The organism is Simkania sp., assembly GCF_965215465.1.
Lineage (GTDB): Bacteria > Chlamydiota > Chlamydiia > Chlamydiales > Simkaniaceae > Simkania.
Map to the genome: position 1 here is coordinate 2,124,844 of NZ_OZ244056.1, position 18,894 is coordinate 2,143,737.

At 44.5% G+C, this 18,894-nt stretch carries 17 protein-coding genes; 7 read left to right on the top strand and 10 right to left on the bottom strand.

All coding sequences use genetic code 11. The features are described 5' to 3' along the window. Nucleotides 1-233: 233 nt before the first annotated feature. The 5 genes from ACOOFG_RS09920 to ACOOFG_RS09940 are packed head-to-tail and all read left to right on the top strand — an operon-like array spanning nt 234 to nt 6,570. A complete protein-coding gene (locus tag ACOOFG_RS09920) occupies nt 234-491 on the top strand; it encodes a hypothetical protein (RefSeq protein ID WP_420421313.1) in 258 nt (85 codons plus the stop codon). Continuing rightward, a complete protein-coding gene (locus tag ACOOFG_RS09925) occupies nt 445-2,502 on the top strand; it encodes a TolC family protein (RefSeq protein WP_420421314.1) in 2,058 nt (685 codons plus the stop codon). The genes ACOOFG_RS09920 and ACOOFG_RS09925 overlap by 47 nt, the downstream gene beginning before the upstream one ends. Next, nucleotides 2,499-3,572 carry an efflux RND transporter periplasmic adaptor subunit gene (locus tag ACOOFG_RS09930; RefSeq protein WP_420421315.1) on the top strand — a complete coding sequence of 358 codons (1,074 nt, stop codon included), beginning with the start codon at nt 2,499-2,501 and terminating at the stop codon, nt 3,570-3,572. The genes ACOOFG_RS09925 and ACOOFG_RS09930 overlap by 4 nt, the downstream gene beginning before the upstream one ends. After that, entirely contained in the window at nt 3,569-4,879 is a 1,311-nt protein-coding gene (locus tag ACOOFG_RS09935; protein ID WP_420421316.1) for an efflux RND transporter permease subunit, read from the top strand. The genes ACOOFG_RS09930 and ACOOFG_RS09935 overlap by 4 nt, the downstream gene beginning before the upstream one ends. Then, nucleotides 4,834-6,570 (top strand): efflux RND transporter permease subunit, encoded by a 1,737-nt coding sequence (locus ACOOFG_RS09940; protein WP_420422687.1) that lies wholly within the window; start codon nt 4,834-4,836, stop codon nt 6,568-6,570. Before ACOOFG_RS09935 ends, ACOOFG_RS09940 begins: the two co-directional genes overlap by 46 nt. On the opposite strand, the gene ACOOFG_RS09945 is transcribed toward ACOOFG_RS09940, so the two are convergent. From ACOOFG_RS09945 to rnc, 10 genes are all read right to left on the bottom strand, one after another. Then, nucleotides 6,557-7,537, bottom strand: a complete 981-nt coding sequence (locus ACOOFG_RS09945) for a hypothetical protein (protein ID WP_420421317.1) — start codon at nt 7,535-7,537, stop codon at nt 6,557-6,559. The two genes, ACOOFG_RS09940 and ACOOFG_RS09945, sit on opposite strands and share 14 nt — an antisense overlap. Before the next feature lie 94 nt (nt 7,538-7,631). Then, complete coding sequence (locus ACOOFG_RS09950) at nt 7,632-8,753, bottom strand: Lpg1974 family pore-forming outer membrane protein (RefSeq protein WP_420421318.1); 1,122 nt, start codon at nt 8,751-8,753, stop codon at nt 7,632-7,634. 149 nt (nt 8,754-8,902) lie between these two features. After that, nucleotides 8,903-10,213: an MFS transporter gene (locus ACOOFG_RS09955; protein WP_420421319.1), complete on the bottom strand. Its 1,311-nt coding sequence runs from the start codon at nt 10,211-10,213 to the stop codon at nt 8,903-8,905. A gap of 2 nt (nt 10,214-10,215) precedes the next feature. Next, nucleotides 10,216-11,235, bottom strand: coding sequence for a succinylglutamate desuccinylase/aspartoacylase family protein (locus ACOOFG_RS09960; protein ID WP_420421320.1), 1,020 nt, complete (start codon nt 11,233-11,235; stop codon nt 10,216-10,218). Nucleotides 11,236-11,275: 40 nt separating this feature from the next. Next, nucleotides 11,276-11,776, bottom strand: coding sequence for a PTS sugar transporter subunit IIA (locus ACOOFG_RS09965; RefSeq protein WP_420421321.1), 501 nt, complete (start codon nt 11,774-11,776; stop codon nt 11,276-11,278). Then, entirely contained in the window at nt 11,754-12,197 is a 444-nt protein-coding gene (dut, locus tag ACOOFG_RS09970; protein WP_420421322.1) for a dUTP diphosphatase, read from the bottom strand. The genes ACOOFG_RS09965 and dut overlap by 23 nt, the downstream gene beginning before the upstream one ends. 3 nt (nt 12,198-12,200) lie before the next feature. Next, entirely contained in the window at nt 12,201-13,178 is a 978-nt protein-coding gene (gene accD, locus ACOOFG_RS09975; RefSeq protein ID WP_420421323.1) for an acetyl-CoA carboxylase, carboxyltransferase subunit beta, read from the bottom strand. Between the two features lie 107 nt (nt 13,179-13,285). Further along, nucleotides 13,286-14,590: a hydroxymethylbilane synthase gene (gene hemC, locus ACOOFG_RS09980; RefSeq protein WP_420421324.1), complete on the bottom strand. Its 1,305-nt coding sequence runs from the start codon at nt 14,588-14,590 to the stop codon at nt 13,286-13,288. A gap of 139 nt (nt 14,591-14,729) precedes the next feature. Further along, the gene (gene radA / locus ACOOFG_RS09985; protein ID WP_420421325.1) at nt 14,730-16,106 is read right to left on the bottom strand and encodes a DNA repair protein RadA; all 1,377 of its coding nucleotides are present in this window, start codon (nt 16,104-16,106) and stop codon (nt 14,730-14,732) included. Then, nucleotides 16,103-16,813: a ribonuclease III gene (gene rnc / locus ACOOFG_RS09990; RefSeq protein WP_420421326.1), complete on the bottom strand. Its 711-nt coding sequence runs from the start codon at nt 16,811-16,813 to the stop codon at nt 16,103-16,105. Before rnc ends, radA begins: the two co-directional genes overlap by 4 nt. A 71-nt stretch (nt 16,814-16,884) precedes the next feature. Here rnc and ACOOFG_RS09995 point away from each other — a divergent pair, with 71 nt between their 5' ends. Next, the gene (locus ACOOFG_RS09995; protein ID WP_420421327.1) at nt 16,885-17,616 is read left to right on the top strand and encodes a hypothetical protein; all 732 of its coding nucleotides are present in this window, start codon (nt 16,885-16,887) and stop codon (nt 17,614-17,616) included. A 43-nt stretch (nt 17,617-17,659) separates the two neighbouring features. Then, nucleotides 17,660-18,838: an aminotransferase class I/II-fold pyridoxal phosphate-dependent enzyme gene (locus ACOOFG_RS10000; RefSeq protein ID WP_420421328.1), complete on the top strand. Its 1,179-nt coding sequence runs from the start codon at nt 17,660-17,662 to the stop codon at nt 18,836-18,838. Nucleotides 18,839-18,894 lie beyond the last annotated feature (56 nt).

Genomic DNA, 18,894 nt, shown 5'->3' on the forward strand with positions numbered 1-18,894 from the left:
ATCTGAAAATTTTCATTGCGATTTGGTTATGAAATGGGGTGGTTTTATATATAAAACACTGAATTTAAAGGAGTTTTTATTAAAAAGAGAGATGGTCAAAGATGAGGAGAAATGCGCGCTTTTTTGTGTATCTGACGAGAAAAAACCACTATTTTCCAAACAAACCAACCTTCACTTTTGTTTACCACAAATGACAAATCCGGTAAATTTAGCAGTTTAGGAGATTTGCTAAAATGTGGTCCTTTATTAGATGGCTACCCCTTTTCTTACTTGTTGTCAACTTGTTGCATGCAAATAGCAAGCAGGTTGCGCTGATCTATGATGGTCCCTTTGCTCGGGACGAAGTTCTTTCCTCACAGGTTAAGAAAGAAATCGAAACACTCCTTGCCAATGATTTCCCAGTGCAGTTTATCGAATTGGATGGGCAGTGGGATCCTCAAGAAATTGAAAAATGCCTCAAGACAAGCCTTTCTGACCAGCCATCGACCTAGTCCTAACGATGGGAATTCAAAGCAGCTTCATCGCACTGAAAAAGCGAACTTGCGCCAAACCTCTCGTCATCGGTTACAACTTGGCCTATTTTCTGACCCCGAAGTCAACTTTCCTATCCAAGAAGATGAGCACGTTGCCTTTTACGAAAGCGCCTTCACGGTCCCAGAAGAAATTGATCTCTTCGCTCAGCTGTTTCAGGCGAAAAAGCTCGCTTTTGTTGGGGACGCCTCATTGATTGGTGACCCACATTTTTTGATAATTCAAAAGAAGATTTTCACTGAAATGGAAAAAAGAGGCATCCAACCTCTGCTGATTCCTCTCACTGACTCGCCCCATTTAGCAGCCGAAAAACTTTCCACTCATCCTGTCGATGGAGTCGTTTTTCTTCCCACATGGAGACTTTCTCCTCAAGACTTTTCAACCCTCATTGAGACCTGTAACGAGCTTGAATTGCCCACTTTTTCTGTCTTTGGAGAAACCGAAGTCGAGCAAGGGATCCTGATGTCTCAAATGCCCAAAAGTGAAGTGGTCCGCGCAGCAAGAAGAGTGGCTCTTAATGTCCAAGAACTCTTTCGCACTGGGAACAATGAAGAGCTTTCGCCCCACTTTCGTCATAGTCTCACACCTGTGATTAACACCCAAACAGCAAAAGATTTTGCCTTTGTCATTCCCACACATTTACAACGAGACGCTCTCCTTCTCGCTTATCGTTACCAACCTTTTACCTCTCTTTCACTCATAGAAGCCACAAAGCGAGCAGTGAACAGCAACTTAGAACTCTTAGCAGAAGATTTCACAGTGAAAAGTGGCACACAAGATGTCGTGCGAAGTTTTTCTAAGCTCCTTCCTCAAGTTTTTTTCCATTTAGAAGGACGCAAAGTCGATCCCAATCAAGCGAGAAACACCTTTGGTCTGGAGCCAGAGAATCTGATTCGCAGCACATTCCTTGTGCATCAAACGCTCTATGATGACAAAAAAATTGCCGACTTTGTCGTTCAAAAGCGCACACAAAAGGCACGTGAGTATCACTTTGATTCGTTTGAACTCGACATCATTTTAAGCACGGCAATTGCTTACCTCACCCTTTTACGCGTCGATGCTGACCTGGAAATTGCAAAGGAAAACATCTCCCTTTCGCGCGCCCACTTAAATCGTTCAAAAGAACTCGTCGACTCGGGAATGGCGCGTCTATCTGAAGTTTACAGATGGGAAAGCGAACTTGCTGCAAACCAAGATCAATTGGTCAATTTAATTGCAGTGAAGGAAAATTTAGGAACCGAGTTTAATCGTTTGCTCAATCGTCCCCTCGACACTCCGATTTCTCTTGAAGAACTTCCTCCAAGTTTTTACGAAAACCTCAGCGACCAACTGCAGCAAACACCTCTACTCAAGCATTTCAAACGGTTGATGATTGACGAAGCACGAGAAAATTCGCCTGAACTCAAAGGCATCGATGAAATGCTCGTTGCCCTCGAGCGAAAGTTAACTGCTGCAAAACGATCCTTTTATTTGCCTGAATTCGCCGCCTTTGGAGAATTTTCGAACAACCTCTATCAAGAAGGCGCGGGGAACATGCCCCCTCCAGGCATTAGTAACAAGAAGCTCTACTCAAAAGTAGGAGTTAGCCTCACCTATCCTCTCTTTACAAGTGGAAGTCGCATGTCCGAAAAGAATCAAGCCAGCTTTGAAATTCAAAAAACGAAAACTTTGCGTGCTTCCCTCCTCGAAAAAATTGATGAAGCTGTCATTCAAACGATTGACAACATGAAAGCAAGTTTTGAAAGTATCCACTTAGCTGAAAAGGCTTATGTGACCGCTCAAAAAAACTTAAAACTCGTCACGAAGTCGTATGCGCACGGAGAAGTCTCTGTTGTCGACTTGCTCGATGCACAACATCAAATGATTGTGTCCAAACAGCAGCATGCGCATACGTTTTACGACTACTTAATTGATGTCATGAAATTCGAGCGCGCCTTAAGCCAGTTTACCTTTTTCCCGGAGCCTGCATGAAATTGAAAACTTTTCTTCCTCTTCTCTTTTTAGTGGCACTAACAACAAGCTGCAAAAAAAAGAACTCTGAGCAGAGTGTGATTCGTCCCGTTTTAACTCAAACCGTTGAAGTGCGAGAAAAAAAGCCCTACCTATTTTTCTCCGGTTTTTCCAAATCTGAAAAAAAGATCCAGGTGAGCTTTCGCGTAGGGGGTCAAGTGGCTGAACTGCCAATCAAAGTGGGCGAAAAGCTGCATGCCAATCAATTGATAGCGCGACTCGATGACCAGGATTACGCCTTGCAAGTCCAACAAGTTGCAGCAGCAGCAGAGCAAGCTCAAGCCAAACTCAAAGATGCCTACTCTCACTACCAAAGGCTCAAAATCTTGTACGAAAGTGAAAGCATGTCCCGACAAGAGCTCGAGCATGCCCGCGCCGTTTACGATGCTGCCAAAGCAGCTACTGCCCAAGTGGCTTCTCAGCTTGATTTAGCAAAAAAAGAGCAAAGCTATACGATCCTCAAAGGCGAAAGTGAACTGCTTGAAGTTGCAGCAAAACATGTCGAAGTGCGCGAAAATGTGCAGCCAGGGCAACCCGTTGCAACTTTAATTTCTGCGCAAGGACTCCAAGTTGAAGTTGCCGTTCCCGAATCTGAAATTGGACTGGTCAAACAAGGCTCGCCTGTCGACTTGTTTTTTTCCGTTTACCCAAGCGAATCGTTTCAAGGAACCGTCGATGAAGTTGGCGTCTCCTCTCCAAGGAATACCGCCTTTCCCGTTACCATCACCTTACTGAAACAAGATGAACGACTGCGCGCTGGGATGGCGGTAAAAGCACGCATGGAAAAGCCTTCTTCTCCCGCTTCCAACATGATTTGGGTTTCACTTGAAGCGATTGGGCATGATGATACGGGACATTTCGTCTATCTCTTTGAAGAGGGTTTCGCCAAAAAAATACCTGTTAAATTAGGTGAACTTTCCTCCGAAGGAATTGAAGTGACTGCAGGCCTTATTCCCGGACAAAAAGTGATTGTCGCCGGCCTCCGTTTTCTCTCCGATAAGCAACAAGTAAAACTGCTCGAAAAACTATGACGTCTCTCATTTTTAAGAAAAAGGCCTTTGTACTCGCTGTCATCTTTCTGCTTTCTTTCGCAGGACTCTTAGCCTACAAATCCATGCCGCGGGCAGAAGATCCTCCTTACACCGTGCGAGAAGCACAAATCATCACAAGTTGGCCCGGAGCCAGTCCCAAAAGAGTTGAAGACCTTATCACTGATAAAATTGAAAAGTACGTCCAAAAACTTCCAGAGGTCAAAACCATCGAAAGCGTTTCCAAAACAGGTCTTTCCATCGTCAAAGTGAAACTGCGTCAAGACTGCAAGGAGATCTTGCCGATTTGGACAAAGGTGCGCCAAAAAGTCGAAGATGCCGAGCGCGAGCTCCCTCCTTCTGCCATGAAACCTTTTGTCCAAGATGACTATGGCGACGTGTTTGGAATCGTGATCGGAGTGGTGGGTGATGGATTCGACTTAAGCGCTCTCGAGCCCACCGCGAAAAAACTCAAAGCAGACCTGGTACAGCTCCCCGATGTCGCAAAAATTGAGCTGCTCGGCACCCAAGAGGAGCGCATTTTCATCGACTACAAAAACGAAAAACTCGAAAAGCTCGGCCTTTCCCCCGATTATCTTCACTTTCTCCTCGCCACACACAATATCGTACAAACAGGTGGTACCTTATATAGTGGGACAGAGCAAGTGACTTTAGAGCCCACTGGAAACTTTGAAGATCTTGAAGCCATCAAAAATACGATCATTCCTCTCTCCCAATCGTCTCAACTCCTTTCTTTAAGTGATATCGCAGATGTGACACGCAGTGTCATTTCTCCACCGACTTCATTAATGCGTGTGAATGGCCAACCTTCTATAGGTCTCGCTGTTTCAATGCGCGAAGGTGGCGATGCCTTAACACTTGGAAAACAGGTGCGCCAAATTCTCCGCCACTACCAAGAAACCCACCCGATTGGGACCCAGTTTGAAGAGGTCGTTTTTCAGCCCGACCGTGTGAATCACAAAATTCAAGAGTTTGCCGGAAACTTAGGCCAAGCTATTTTGATTGTTTGCCTCGTGATGCTCTTTTTCTTAGGCTTGCGCATTGGACTGATCGTGGCGAGTGCTATTCCGATTGTGATTCTCATCACGTTTTTCATCTTGTCTCTCTTCGGCATCAGCCTCAATCAAGTGACGTTTGCCTCGCTGATTATTGCTCTTGGAATGCTTGTGGACAACGGCATTGTGATTGCAGAAAGCATGGTCTCATTCAAGACAAAGGGAAAAAACCTCTTGAAGCTGCCCGTATTGCAGCAAAAGAACTCAAAGTCTCTCTTCTCATCTCGACTCTGACAACTTGTGCTGCATTTCTCCCCTTCTACTTCGCCCAATCTGCAACAGGTGAATATGTGGGTTCCGTCTTTATCATTGTTTCAGTCGTCCTGCTGGTTTCTTGGCTCATTGCATTCACTCTCACTTCCATTTTGTGCGCGAAATTCATTCCTTCTTCGCCCAAACGGCTGTTCAACCCTCCCCTCCCTCTTCAAACCTATCGACGCCTCCTGTCATGGACACTAACGCATCGGATGAAATTTTGCCTGATTTTAGGAGGCCTCTTTGCCATTTCGCTTTGGGGATATTCTGCCATTCCCAAAATCTTTTACCCCCCAAGTAATCACCTTCTCTTTACAGCCGAAATCGAACTGCCCGTTGGCTCATCTATTTGGAGAACCGAGCAAGCGCTGAGCGAAATCGAGTACTTTGTCGAAGAAAATCTCTACTCAAGTGGCGAAGTCCTTTCCTGGGTTTCTTATATCGGAAATGGTGGCCCGCGCTACCGTTTACAACACGAACCAGAGCCGCCCAATTCCCACTACGCTCTCATGCTCTTCACCGTCAAAGATTATACCGCTCTTAAAGTTGCAACAGATAAACTGGATCAGTACCTTTTTGAAAACTATCCCAGCATCCGTCCCAAAGTGCGCCGCCTTCAAGAGGGCGTTCCCATTAAAAACCCGATTGAACTCCGTCTCTCTCGAGAACACAAAAATCTAAAAACAGCGCTCAAAGCACTTCCCGGCACAAAAAATGTCGATGATAATTGGGGGCTCGAGACGAAAAAACTCGTGATCGCTGTCGATGACACCCGGGCAAGCCGTGCCCACATCACACATGCCGATGTTGCAAGCTCCCTTGAATCTGCAGTGAGTGGACGGATGCTTTCTCTCTACCGTGATGGAGACACGCTCATCCCAATTGTCTTGAGATCACAAGCAGCACGCGACTTCCATTTGATTGAATCGGAAACGTTCAACGTCTTTTCAGCTGCTTCTCCCCAAAATGTTCCTCTCTTCCAGGTCGCTGATATCAAGCTCGATTGGGAAGCTCCAGCCCGCTATCGCTACAACCGACAAGAAATGCTGACCCTAGCTTCGGATCTTGATAAGGGATTCACAGCCCGCGCGCTTGAAAAAGCCATTCGCAAACATCCAGAGATTGCAAAAGTCAATTATGAATTGGGAGGAGAGTATGAAGCCTCGTCCGAAGCTGAGCACTCGATTTTCGTCCACCTCCCTCTGACCTTCATTCTCATTGTGCTGCTTCTCCTTGCCCAATTCAACAACTGGAAGCAAACCACCCTCATCTTAATGACGATTCCTCTCTCATTGATAGGAGTCGTGTTTGGATTGATTATCGGCCATTCCTACTTTGGAATCATGACCATTTTAGGTGTGATTTCCTTGGCTGGGATTGTGGTGAATAATGGTGTGATCTTAATTGATAGGATTCAACTGACACAAAAGCAAGAGCAGTCCTTGTCTGAGCGCGATGCAATCATCGAAGCAGCTTGCCGCCGCTTCCGCCCCATCTTTCTCACCACCCTCACTACAGTGACTGGGTTGATCCCCCTTTGGATCGGTGGTGGACCGCTGTGGGAACCTCTAGCAATCACTCTCTTTTTTGGGTTACTAGCAGGAGCGGTGTTAACGCTTTTTGTGCTACCTCTATTTTATACGGTATTACAACCAGCTAAAGCTTCGTGATCGTGATGACAAGGGCTTGATTTTCAGCGTAGTAGCCACAGTTGTCAGGAACTTCGATCGCCATGAGCTCTTGCTCATATTCAAATCGAGGATCTACTTGGATCGCCTTCAAAAACTCCGATTCCTGAAACTTGGAGATCGGATCGCTAATGAAGCAAGAGAAACGGGAACCCGACCGCATGTGCTTTTCCGCACACTCATTGAAAAAGAGGCTGAGCCGATCGGGGCTTTCCCTTTCGGGAAGCTTTTTTATTTGTTGTTGTTTCATGAACGCTTGGATTTTTCCCTCTTCGATTTTGCGCTCTTTCTGATACCTTTCCAACATGTACTCTTGCTGGAGCTCAGTGATTTGGTTTTTTTCGCGCAACTCGCAAAAAAATGAGAGGACGTATTCAAGAGGCGTCGATTCTACGAGAGGAAGCTCCTTAAAAAAGGCATCGAGGTCTTCGTCAGAGTATTTCAGAGAAGCAAGAAATGCCGTTCTGTCGCGCGCTTCGCGCATGAGCGGCTCTTTTTCTTCCATCATCTGGTTCCACTCATCGACTTGCTGCGCATCTCCATCAAATCCCATCCCCGATTCTAAAGGGTAGTCATCAAAAAAGATCGCATCAAACACACCAAGTGAATCGAGGGCATTTTGCCATGTATCTTGTACCAAGATCACATTTTCATAGCTTTCTGCCCACTCTTCCGCCTTTTCAAAGACGACGGGATGGTATTCGATAATGGTGTGCGAATTGGGAAGGTACGATTGAATATGAGAGGAAGAGTAACCACAACCAAACCCAATTTCAAGAACATCACCTGTGGGGCCGAGGGCGTCAATACAGGCTTCCATATAGGGCCTTTCCCATTCCATCATGACCTGGAAGCGGCCTTCTTTGATGAGCATCTCTTTTCCGTTCTCATCACGTGTGTACTGCATGTCACAGAACTCAGGCTGTGTTTTTTTCTCATCTTGTCCCATAGCTTTCGTTTTACGAGCTTAGGAGATATTTGACAAGTCGGAAATTGAAGAGAAATGATACTTTTCATTTCTCTTCATTTGTGATTTTTAGCAGTTAAAAGAAAAAGCTTAACCCAGTTGTTAGACCATGCATTGAAATACTTTCCGTATTAATCTGAGTCCCATTAACCGTTGTATAACCACCACCCCATTGCTGAACCTCGTAGAGAACTCTTGCAGCAATTTTATAAGTTTGATTGTAAAGCCACCATTCTCCCTCTAACCCTAACTGTATTTCACTCAGAGTTTCGATAGCATCTACATTGTTATTCTTAATATTAATGACGGTCGTCGAAGGATTACTTCCATCATAAAAAGTCACTTTTGCATGTGCGTCAACATTTGTGTAAATTGGCCCCATGCTAAAGCGAGCAAAAATGCTCAAGCACTGGATAAAATACCAATTGCCTTCTAAACCCACTCTCGGGCCAACACCCCAAGTATAACTCTTGTTTTTAATGACGACAGGACCTTCTACAGGATTTCCATCTATAGTCAGATCAGAATTTGATATATTTGGATCAGCATTATATGTAAAACGATCATTCATTGAGATCCATGTTCCCTTAATCCCTGTAAAAAAACGCAGCGCTAAAAAACGATGATTAAAAAACTTTCGACCTAGCTCTAAATCCATCGCATTTAATCGAGAGTGGAAGTAGCCTTTCCCTCTAATAGGCGTTCTCAGGTCTGCTGATTGCCCATTACCGGGATTGACCACAAATGAAGGCTGGCCACCTTGAACAAAGTCACTACTAGCATCGCTAATTGTAGTATTGACATAAGTATAACGTGTTAATATATCCCAACCGCCATGAGGCAAGATTCCTCCTAATGCAAGTTTAAAGCCTGGTTCCCAATGATAACCTATTCTAGAAATTGAACCTTGAGATAACGTAGTATTAGGAGCTTTTCGTTGACCATTTCTAAAATACCCAACGCCCCTTGGAAGAACTTGCCAATAGGTAAATTCTGCAGTAATAAAAGGATCGACCCACCGTTTAACATTAGGGTAAACAGTGGGGTTCCCTGTCTGTTCCCCATAAAAACTCAAAGCCTCCATCTTTTGCTCGGCAGTCTGATCCTGCAAAGAAAGTTTTGAGACATGAGTATCTGCAAACGCTGCTCCCATTCCCAAAGTAACAAATACAATCCCAAATAAAACGCATTTTCTCATTTTTTTCCTGGATTTAGATTAAAAGCATGTACCAACTTAACATATAATGTTAAACTTTAATGTGCGACAAAAAATGTTCAACCCTATTACCTTGGTGATGTATATCCTCGATTCGATTATTGACATCCTCGCCTCCCTCAAGATGATCTCTAAGACAAATCTGACTTGTCTACCTTGACAACTTCAAATTGCTGCCTGCAATAAGTTTCTCGAATAAAAAACAACGCTAAGAGATAAGCGCACAGATAAAAAATTGGCATGAAGAAAAAACCCGCCTGAAAATCTGCAGCCGTAAAGTGCCCTGCTTTTTCGTGATGCATTGCAGCAGATCGACCGATAAATGCACTGACAATTGGCGGCAAGATGGCTGCAAAAAGCATAATCATCGTGTTGTTGATTCCAATAGCTGTTGCGTGAAGCTTGGAAGGAACATGCTCTGCAATCGCAGCAAAGGAAACGCTTTGAGCTGCGCTGACAAACCCAATGAGAAAAAAGAGGACCATGTAGACCCACTTATTTTCTACGTGGAAATAGACAACAACGATCGTGACAATCATTCCAAGAAAAGCAGTCCCATAAAGAATGGGTTTACGCCGTTTGATACTATCTGAAAGCTTTCCTAGAACTGGAGATCCTACACCTAATCCGATCCACATCATTGAAGCAATGAAGGCTGCAATGGTACGTGAAAACCCACGAGCTTGCAAAAAGCTCGTTCCCCAATAAGCTCCGAGCAAGGGAAGACAAACATAGACAAATCCTGCATAAAGAATGATCACCCAAACTTGAGGAATCCGAACAAGTTCACCAAGTCGGCTAAAGAGCGACTCTTTACCAGGTTCAAGATGGATAATTTCTCCTTTTTGTCTTGGTGGGGTATTGCGCACAAAAAGTCCAATCACCACTGTCAAAACAAATCCCAACGCCCCAATTCCCCCAACAACTAAGCGCCAGTTACTGTGAAATAATGTAAGCAAGAGAGCTAAAGGGCCTCCCGCTAAGATGGGACCTATAGCACCTAAGAAATTGGCAATGCCAGCCATCAGCCCAAAATGTTTGCGTGGGAACCAGTTCAGAGCGAGAACAAGCAGGCATACGTAGGCAAAAGAGGATCCAAACCCCATAAAACAGCGACTTAAGAAGCCACTCAAAAAACCTTCAACAAATGCAAACCAAAAGCCCCCAAGCCCCGCTAAGAAAACAGCAATTGTCAAAAGCAAACGCGCTCCAAAACGGTCGACTAAAATTCCAACTGGAAGCTGCATGAAGGAATAAATTAAATAGTATCCTGCTCCCATTGTAGCGAATTGCTGCGCTGTCAAACTCAAATCGGCAATCACTTGGTCAGAAATCGTTGAAACAAAGACACGCAAGAAAAATTCATATAAGAAAAAGAGAGCTGCTAAGCTCCAAATGAGAATGCCCAAAGACAAGTGAGAGCGAGAATCTTTTTCCATCATTTTTAATTATTCACAATGTCAGGTTGAACAGGTGGGACCTCTTCAGGAGAGGGTGGTGGAACAGGTCGCTCATAGTGGCCGATTTGCGCAATGAACTGTCCTTCATAAACGAGAGGTTGCGTTGTAATTTCTAAAATGATCCCTGATTCCAAAGCTGTGACTTGGTGCTGCTGACCTGTTCCAAAGGGGTCAGAAACAACTCCTAATGGAGTGCCTCTTTCAACGTACATGCCAGTCCTCTTGGTAAAAGCAAAAAGGCCGCTACCAGGAGCTCTTACCCAAGAAAATTGGGTCACCTCATAGGGATTGTTTTCTTTTGGAGTCGCTTTCAAACGAATCATCCCAAGCTCTCGCATCACTCTTGTGACACCTTTAACCCCCACTCTGACAGACCATTCATCGAGTCGGCTCGCTTCACCTGCTTCATACACCATCACAGGACATTTTGGTTTTCCGGGGTCATGATAAAAAATGCCCAACTTATCTTTTGTCGAGCGAATCAGAGGAGCTCCAAATGCTTTTGCTAACCGATACCCTTTTTCATCACCATCTTGATAAACAACATGAGGAACTTTATAGCGCTCAGGGCCACCTGATTTAATGCTCAAATAATGTGTGCAATGATCGAGAATCTCTGTAGTAAAAATGTGTGCTAGGCGAGCTGCAAAAGAGCCCGTCTCAGATCCAGGAAAACTCGCTTCTAAATCATGGCCATCAGGTAGTAAGCGACTGTGATTGATCAGACCGTAGACACTCATGACAGGAATGGCTATCAACGTCCCAGCTAAACTTTTTAAACTAGCTGAATTCAAAAGGCGCTGGATAATTGCAATGCCATTGACTTCATCGCCATGAAACGTGCCACAAATCAAGAGTTTTGGACCTTCTTTTTTTCCATGCCAGACGTGCATTGGAATATGAAGCGGTGCACAGGTGTAAATTTCGGGGGTCGGTAGAGCAAGCGTCACCCTCTCTCCAGGCTGAACATCGATGCCACAAATGGTTAAGGTCGTGTTCTTCATAACTCACAACTTAACGAAGAGATGCGAATAAATCAAGAAGTTAGCAACCTGTAAATAGATCGATGATTTGTTTCGGGCTTTCGGCCATCAGTAGACTTCTGCGACGTGCTTCGTCTTTGATCGCAGCCGTCAGCCGGGAAAGAATTTGCAGATAGGCCGTTTGTTGGTTTGTCGGCCCTCCAATCATGAAAATCAGTTTAACTGGTGCTCCGTCAAGAGCGTCCCAATCAATTCCATCTTTTGATTTTTGCACTCCTACCGCTACAAAAAAGTGGTCAAAGCCTTCAAGCTTTGCGTGAGGAATTGCAACACCCATGCCAATTCCTGTTGAAACGATTTTTTCTCGCTTCAAAATGGCATCAAAAAACGTCTCAGCATCTGGAATTTTCCCAGCTTTAACTAGGGCATCTACCAGAGACTTGAGCGCTTCATCTCGATGACCTGAGTCTAAAAAACAGATCACCCCAACCTCTAAAAGTTCAGAGAGGGTCACATTTTCTCCTTTCTTGAAAAGATGGTTAATGCGTTCCAGTATGGCCAAAACCGCCTTCTCCTCTTTCTGTTGCCACAAGTTCGTCTTTAAGGGCAAAGGTTGCTTGATAAACAGGGGCGAGCACAATCTGCGCAATGCGCATTTGAGGGGCTACTTTAAATAGCTCGTCTCCATGATGAATCAAAATCACTCCCAACTCACCACGATAATCTGAATCGATGGTTCCTGGCGCGTTGAGAACTGTGATTCCGTGCTTTAAGGCCAAACCACTACGTGGCCTCACCTGGATTTCAAATCCCTTTGGAATTGCAAAGCGCAATCCGGTTGGAATCAACCTTCTTTCTCCAGGATGAATAATGATATCTTCTTTGATATGAGCCCGAACATCGGCTCCAGCAGCTTCTTCAGATCCATAAACAGGAAGCGAGGCTTCCTCTTCGACAACCGTCGGGATAGTTTGCTTTTTCATGTCTCACTCTGAGGTGACTTTAATGGCGTTTTTCTCTCGTTCTTTTCTTGAGAGTGCAATTAAATCGTCTAATTTTTCTCGCTCAGTTTCCACACCTAAGCTCATGTCTTTCTTGCTGGCAAGAGGGATTTTGTTATCCATGAGAAAGTTGAGGAAAAAAGCGAGCTTTTCCTTGAGCTCCACCCGTCTTACTATACAGTCGACCATTCCCTTTTCTAGCAAAAACTCCGACTTTTGAGCCGAATCAGGCAGCTTTTGCCCAATCGTTTGCTCAACAACCCGTGGTCCAGCAAATCCAATCAAAGCATCTGGCTCGGCAATGATCAAATCACCAAGAGAAGCAAATGAAGCCGTCACCCCACCAGTTGTTGGGTTGGCAAGAACTGAAATGTAAGGGAGACGTGTTTCACTGAGTTTTGCAAGTGCTGCAGAGGTTTTTGCCATCTGCATAAGAGAAAAAATCGACTCCTGCATCCGAGCTCCTCCTGAAGAAGAGACTAAGACAACAGGGAGTTTATGTTTGATCGCATGTTCTATAAGCAGCGTAATCCGCTCGCCGACAACAGATCCCATGGAACCACCCATGAAACTAAAGTCTAGAGCGCCAAGAGCTACGGGAACTTTTTCGATCGTGCAAGTTCCGACTAAAATCCCTTCATTGCGCCCAGTTTTCTTGCGCGCCCGTTTTAGACGGTCATCGTAGTCTTCAGAATCGACGAAATTTAAAGGGTTGGTGGGCTCGATTTCAGAAAAAAGCTCTTCAAATGTGTCATCATCCGCCAGAAGCTCAACACGTTGAACCGCTGAAAGCCGGTAGTGATGGTCACACTTCGGACAACAGTTGTGATTATCTTGGAGCTCATTCGCATGAATCATCTCCTCACACTTCGTACACTTCACCCAACCGCTGAATCCATCCTTCTTAGTGGATGCAACTTTAATTTTGGGCTGATGACGGGTAAACAATCCTAAAAATTTCATCTTTACCTCACGCTAGGTGCCAAAAAGCTTAGCAAAGACCCCAAAAAGAGACAACCCTCAGGATCCATACAATTTATTTTTTATACTCCTATTAAAACTGAGAGCTTTTAAAAAGTAAATGCAGAATTTAATTTGCTTTGAGTAATTGGACCAATGGTAGTTAATTTTTTATTCTTCGGTATCTCTCCAAAAATTTTTTTGAAAGCATCGATCGTTGAGGGACTTGTGAAAACGATTTCATCGACCTCTTCTAGATCAGGCCGCTCTTTCAACTCAACTGCTCGAGTATCGTAGAGCTTGCAAAGTTGATGCCGTATCCGTCTGATCATCAAAAAGTGGGCCAAATCAGGCCGAGAAAGGGCTGAGCAAGGAAGAAAAATAAACGCTTGTTCGAGATTTTGGATCGCAAGCATCTTAATGATCCCTTCCTGGGTTTCTTCCTCTGCAATCTGTGTGACATGTGCTCCCCGCTCTTTTATAGCCGCTGCTGTTGACGTCCCAATCGCAATGATTTCCTTGCCTTCGAGAACTTCGGCTTTGTATTGATAGTGAGCCAAACAATCGAAAAAGACATTAACCCCCACCTTACTTGTAAAAATGAAGTGGGTGTAATCGGGAATGTCATCAAAAACATGCTGAATCAGAGGAAGGTTGAAATCTCGCGGGATGGTTTGAATGATGGGAAAGTGGATGAGGGTGTTTTCTGTTTTAAAGTTTGAAGGATCAAGTCCCAAATAGAGAGTGGTCTCTGCCATTTTTTTTTCGGGGTTATGTCTACTATCTAGGGAAGCAAAAAGCTTCGCCATTTCATGATCTCCTTCCCGAGCAAGCACCGCTAGCTGCCCTTGAAGAGGTGCGACAGGTCCAGGAAGAGAGATCCGGTTTAAATGAGTGAGTTCAAGGCGAATGAGCGCAGCTTCAGCAACAACAAGTGCATCAATCTCACCTTGGATAAGTTTTTCTAGTCGTTTTTCAATCGTTCCACGCACTTCGACGCAAAGCAAATCAGGTCGGAGCGTCCGAACTGTTTTGTCTCGCCTTAAAGAAGAAGAACCAACGCGGGCACCACTTGGCAAAGTCTCGAGACTTTCTCCCTTACGAAAGACAAGAGAATCTGAAGAATCTTGCCCTTTGGTTAAAGCCACCATCGTGAGTCCTTTTGGCAAGGGCTCTGGCAAATCTTTTGCAGAGTGAAGGGTGATCCGCACATCCCCTGCGAGTTGCAACCTATCAATGTCGCGGGTAAAAAAGTCGGTTTTATCCATGTCTCGAACAGAAACATTAAGCTGGCGATCGCCCATTGTCTGAAGGAAGGTCGGCTGAAATTCGTGCTTTGAAGAAAGGAGGTGGATCAGTTCATCTAATTGCTTGCGCGACAGTTTAGAGTCTCTTAATCCTACCGTAATTCTCATGAGGCTATCTCACTATTGAAATTTATCAAGTTTTTTAGCTTTTTTTTGCACAGGTTTTTGATTTGTTTCACAGCACATAATTGAGAAAGTAGGGTAAGAAACGAAACAAAAAAAGATGAATTAAAATGGTGAGATAGTCTCATGCTCTTGTAATTAGTTGCTGGATGGCATCCTCAACTCGAGTAATGCCATGAAGCTGAATTTTTTCCTTTAAATTTTTATTGATTCCTTTCAGATTTTTTTCTGAAAGGTAGCACCGTTTGAATCCCATATGGATGGCTTCTTTAATGCGCGCTTCAATCCGGGGAACAGAGCGCACTTCTCCTGCTAACCCCACTTCTCCTACCACAACAGTGTCTGAAGGAACAGCTCGGTTACAATAGGATGAAGCAATCGCTAAAACAACACCGAGATCCACTGCAGGTTCTGAAATGCGCATCCCTCCAGCTACAGAAACAAAAACATCGAGAGCATGGAGGCGATAAGCCATCCGCTTTTCAAGTACGGCAAGCAACAGGGACAGTCGCTTGGAATCAAGCCCTGTACTTCTTCGCGATGGTGAAGCAAAAGAAGATGGAGCAACGAGCGCTTGCACTTCGACGAGAAGCGCACGCGTTCCTTCCAAGGTGGGGATCATGATGGAACCAGGTGAATCTTTCATCCGCTCTTCCATAAATGTGAGCGAGGGATTTAAGACTTCTTGCAAACCCTCTTCAACCATCTGAAAAATCGCGACATCATCTGTTGGACCAAAACGATTTTTAATGCCTCGGAGTAACCGGTAGCCATGTTGGCAATCTCCTTCAAACTCGAATACAGTATCGACAATATGTTCTAAAACGCGTGGCCCTGCGAGTTCCCCGCTTTTCGTAACATGTCCCACTAAAAACGTTGTGATACCAAGCCCCTTAGATAGGTGCATGCACTCCATCGCCACATCTCGCACTTGTGTGACAGATCCCGGAGCACTTGGCAATTCATCTTTGTAAACGATTTGAACCGAATCGACGATTAAAATATCTGGATGCAACTTTTCAACGTGCATCCGAATGGCGGAAAAGACTGTTTCACTGAGTAAATAAAGTTTGTCGCTGTGAATGCCAAGTCGCTTTGCTCGAAGCGCCGTTTGCTCAGCTGATTCTTCACCACATACATAGAGAACAACAAGACCTTGATTGGCAAAATTCTTTGCAAGTTGCAAAAGCAGCGTTGACTTCCCGATGCCAGGCTCACCTCCAAGTAAATTCAGTGAACCTTGGACAACTCCTCCCCCTGTTAACCGATCAAACTCTTGGTAATTTGATTTGTAGCGCTTGAAATTTTCGGTGTCGACATCTTGGACAAGAACCGGTTTAGCTGTGCGCAAAGGTTTTGCTTCAAACCGCCCTTTTTTTTCTGAAACGGTTGTTTCTTCTGCAAGGGTGTTCCATTCATTGCAGACGCTGCAGCTTCCTGACCATTTTAGCTGCTTGTTGCCACACTCTTGACAAACCCAAACTGTTTTAACTTTGCTCACTCCAACTCCAATGCTTCAATGGCTTGCTGAGCACACATTTGTTCTGCCTCTTTCTTCGAGGTCCCTGCCCCTTTCCCTAAAACCTGCTCGTCAAGCTTCACGATAATATAAAAGGTCTTTTCATGATCAGGCCCTTTCTCATCTATGACCTCATAGGTGGGTGGCTTTTGATATTTTTTTTGACAATAGTCTTGAAGTTCTGCTTTCCAGTTGCGTGTCGGGCTTTCAATGATTTCAATAATAAGTGCTTGAAAGTGAGAGAAAAAGAACCTGTGAGCTTCTTCCATTCCGCCATCGAGATAGATCGCCCCAATTAAGGCTTCAAACAAATCAGCTAAGATCGTGGAGCGTCCTTTTCCTTGATTCATGGACTCCCCTCTTCCCATCAAAATGAAGGTTTGAACATCCAGGTTTTCGACGTACATGGCGCAAGTGGGCGCTTCGACAAGGCGTGAACGTAAATAGGAGAGCTCTCCTTCTGGGTGATCAGGCAGCTCACTATAGAGAAAATCGCTGACAAGAACTCCTAAGACCGCATCGCCCAAAAATTCGAGCCGCTCATTGTGTCCCTCAACAACCCCCCGATTTTCATTAATAAAAGAGCGATGGACAAAGGCGCGCTCTAAAAGAGACAGATTTTTGAATCGATAACCAATATTTGCTTCGATTTGAGGAAGGGCGCCTTTTAGCTCTTCTATTGTCTGCATGAAAATCTTCTAGATAATTGTCTTCTTCTAGGATACAATCTATTCTATATACATCAAGAGAAAACTATAGCATGAAGTTCGCCATCGCCAAGGAACACCTAGATTTTTTTTACCAGCATCGTCATATCGAGTTTGAAAACCTTCTCTCTGAGCAAGAAGTCGACACACTCAAAAAAAGCCTGTTTGAAACCCTTGCTAAGCGGTTAAACAGTCGCGAAGAAAAACTCAAAAATCACAACTTCTCGTCACTTTACATGGCAGGGTTTGATACGTGGCGTGACTCAGACACCATTAAAAAAATTCTCCTGCGTCCCCAACTAGCCGAAATCGCTTCGAATTTGGTCAAAAAAAAACCGCTGCGCATGGGGTTTGATCAAGCGCTTTATATTCCTCAAGTTTTTCACGAATCTAAAGAAAACATGCCTCCTCTTTTCAAAAAGGAAACATCTCTTGCTTCAACGTCTTGTTTGCAAGGGATTGTCTGCGGCCTCATTTTACATCTTGATGCACCAGCTGTTCCTACCGAAAGCTCAGAACTTTCAATTGAAGAAGATGTGCAAAAACTGATTCCCATTCCAAAGCAAGCCGGAAGTGGAATTTTCTTTTCTCCGGACACACCTCTTTCCCTAGAGCACCTCATGTCCACCCCAGGCACTTGCCAAATTCTCATTGCTTATACTACAGACATCAGTCTTTACCGCCTTTGTGAAGATGATCCTCATACACATACGTATAAAAAGATGGGGTATGTGTTTGGCGACCGTTTAAAAAACACTTCTCATCCCCTAGTTTTTAGAGGATAAAAAACTTGTTATTTTTTCTTTAAAAAAGATAAGATTTCTCGTCATGAAAAAGTACGAGTATTTCCACAAAGCCCTAGAAAAACATCGGGAACAAAAAGAGTATAGCCAGCTTCGATGTGTGGTTCCACTTGATGAAAATCACATCGTTTCTTCTAAGCAAAAAATGCTTAATTTCGCCTCAAACGATTTTCTCGGACTTTCTCAACACCCGTACGTTAAGAAGAATACGATTAAATACGTTCTTGAGTGGGGAGCAGGGTCTTCAGGCTCTCGCCTTGTGACTGAGCATCTCGAATGCCACAGAAATGTCGAAGAAAAACTCGCCGACTTACTAGGAAAAGACTGTTCTCTTCTTTTTTCATCCCCTTTTCAAGCAAAACAAACATTATTCGGATCCATTGGTGGCTCGCGTGCCATTTTTTTCATCGACCGGTTTTGCGAAAACAGTTTGATGCAAGCCGCCTCTGGCAGCCAATCGAAACTCTTGCGTTACGAACACCAAAACCTTAAACAACTATGCACCTTACTCGAGAAACATCAGGACACCTCTTGCAGCACAAAGGTGATCATTTCAGAATCTTTATTCGGTCTCAATGGAGAAACGTGTGACCTAAAAGGGCTGATCGAAATTGCGCGCGAACACAATGCTCTCCTTTGTATTGACGACTCTCACGCAATTGGGATGATGGGGAAGCATGGCATGGGATTTGCTTCGCACCGCAACGGAATCGACATTGTGATCGGAGCTTTTGGAAAAGCGTGCGGTTCTTTTGGAGCATATATCGGACTCAGCCGTCTCATGCGCGATTACATGTTGGCATTTAGCCCTCAACTCGTCGAAACAACAACCTTGCCCCCAGCAGTTCTTGGCGCCATTAGTGCAGCGCTTGATTTGATTCCCGATATGCAAGTCGAACGGCAGCGCGTTTTAGAACAAAGCCGCCAGTTGATGGAAAAACTCTCAAATCTAGGATGGATGGTAGGAGATAGTCAGTCACATCTCATTCCCTTACTCTTTTCATCAGAAAGTGAAGTCCTAAAAATGGCACAAATTCTTAGCCAAAAAGGAATCCTCGTCACCACCCTTCGCCCTCCCGCAGTCCCAAGAGGTGCCGCCCGCCTTCGTCTGACGATGAATGCCCTGCATACGGATGAACACATCACAACTCTTCTCGAAACTCTTAAAAGTTTGAAAGAAGAGCCCTCCCTCTCAATTGTCTAAGAGGTGAAAAAAAAATCTATTTTGATAAGCTTCACTAATACGGTAATTTTTTAGGA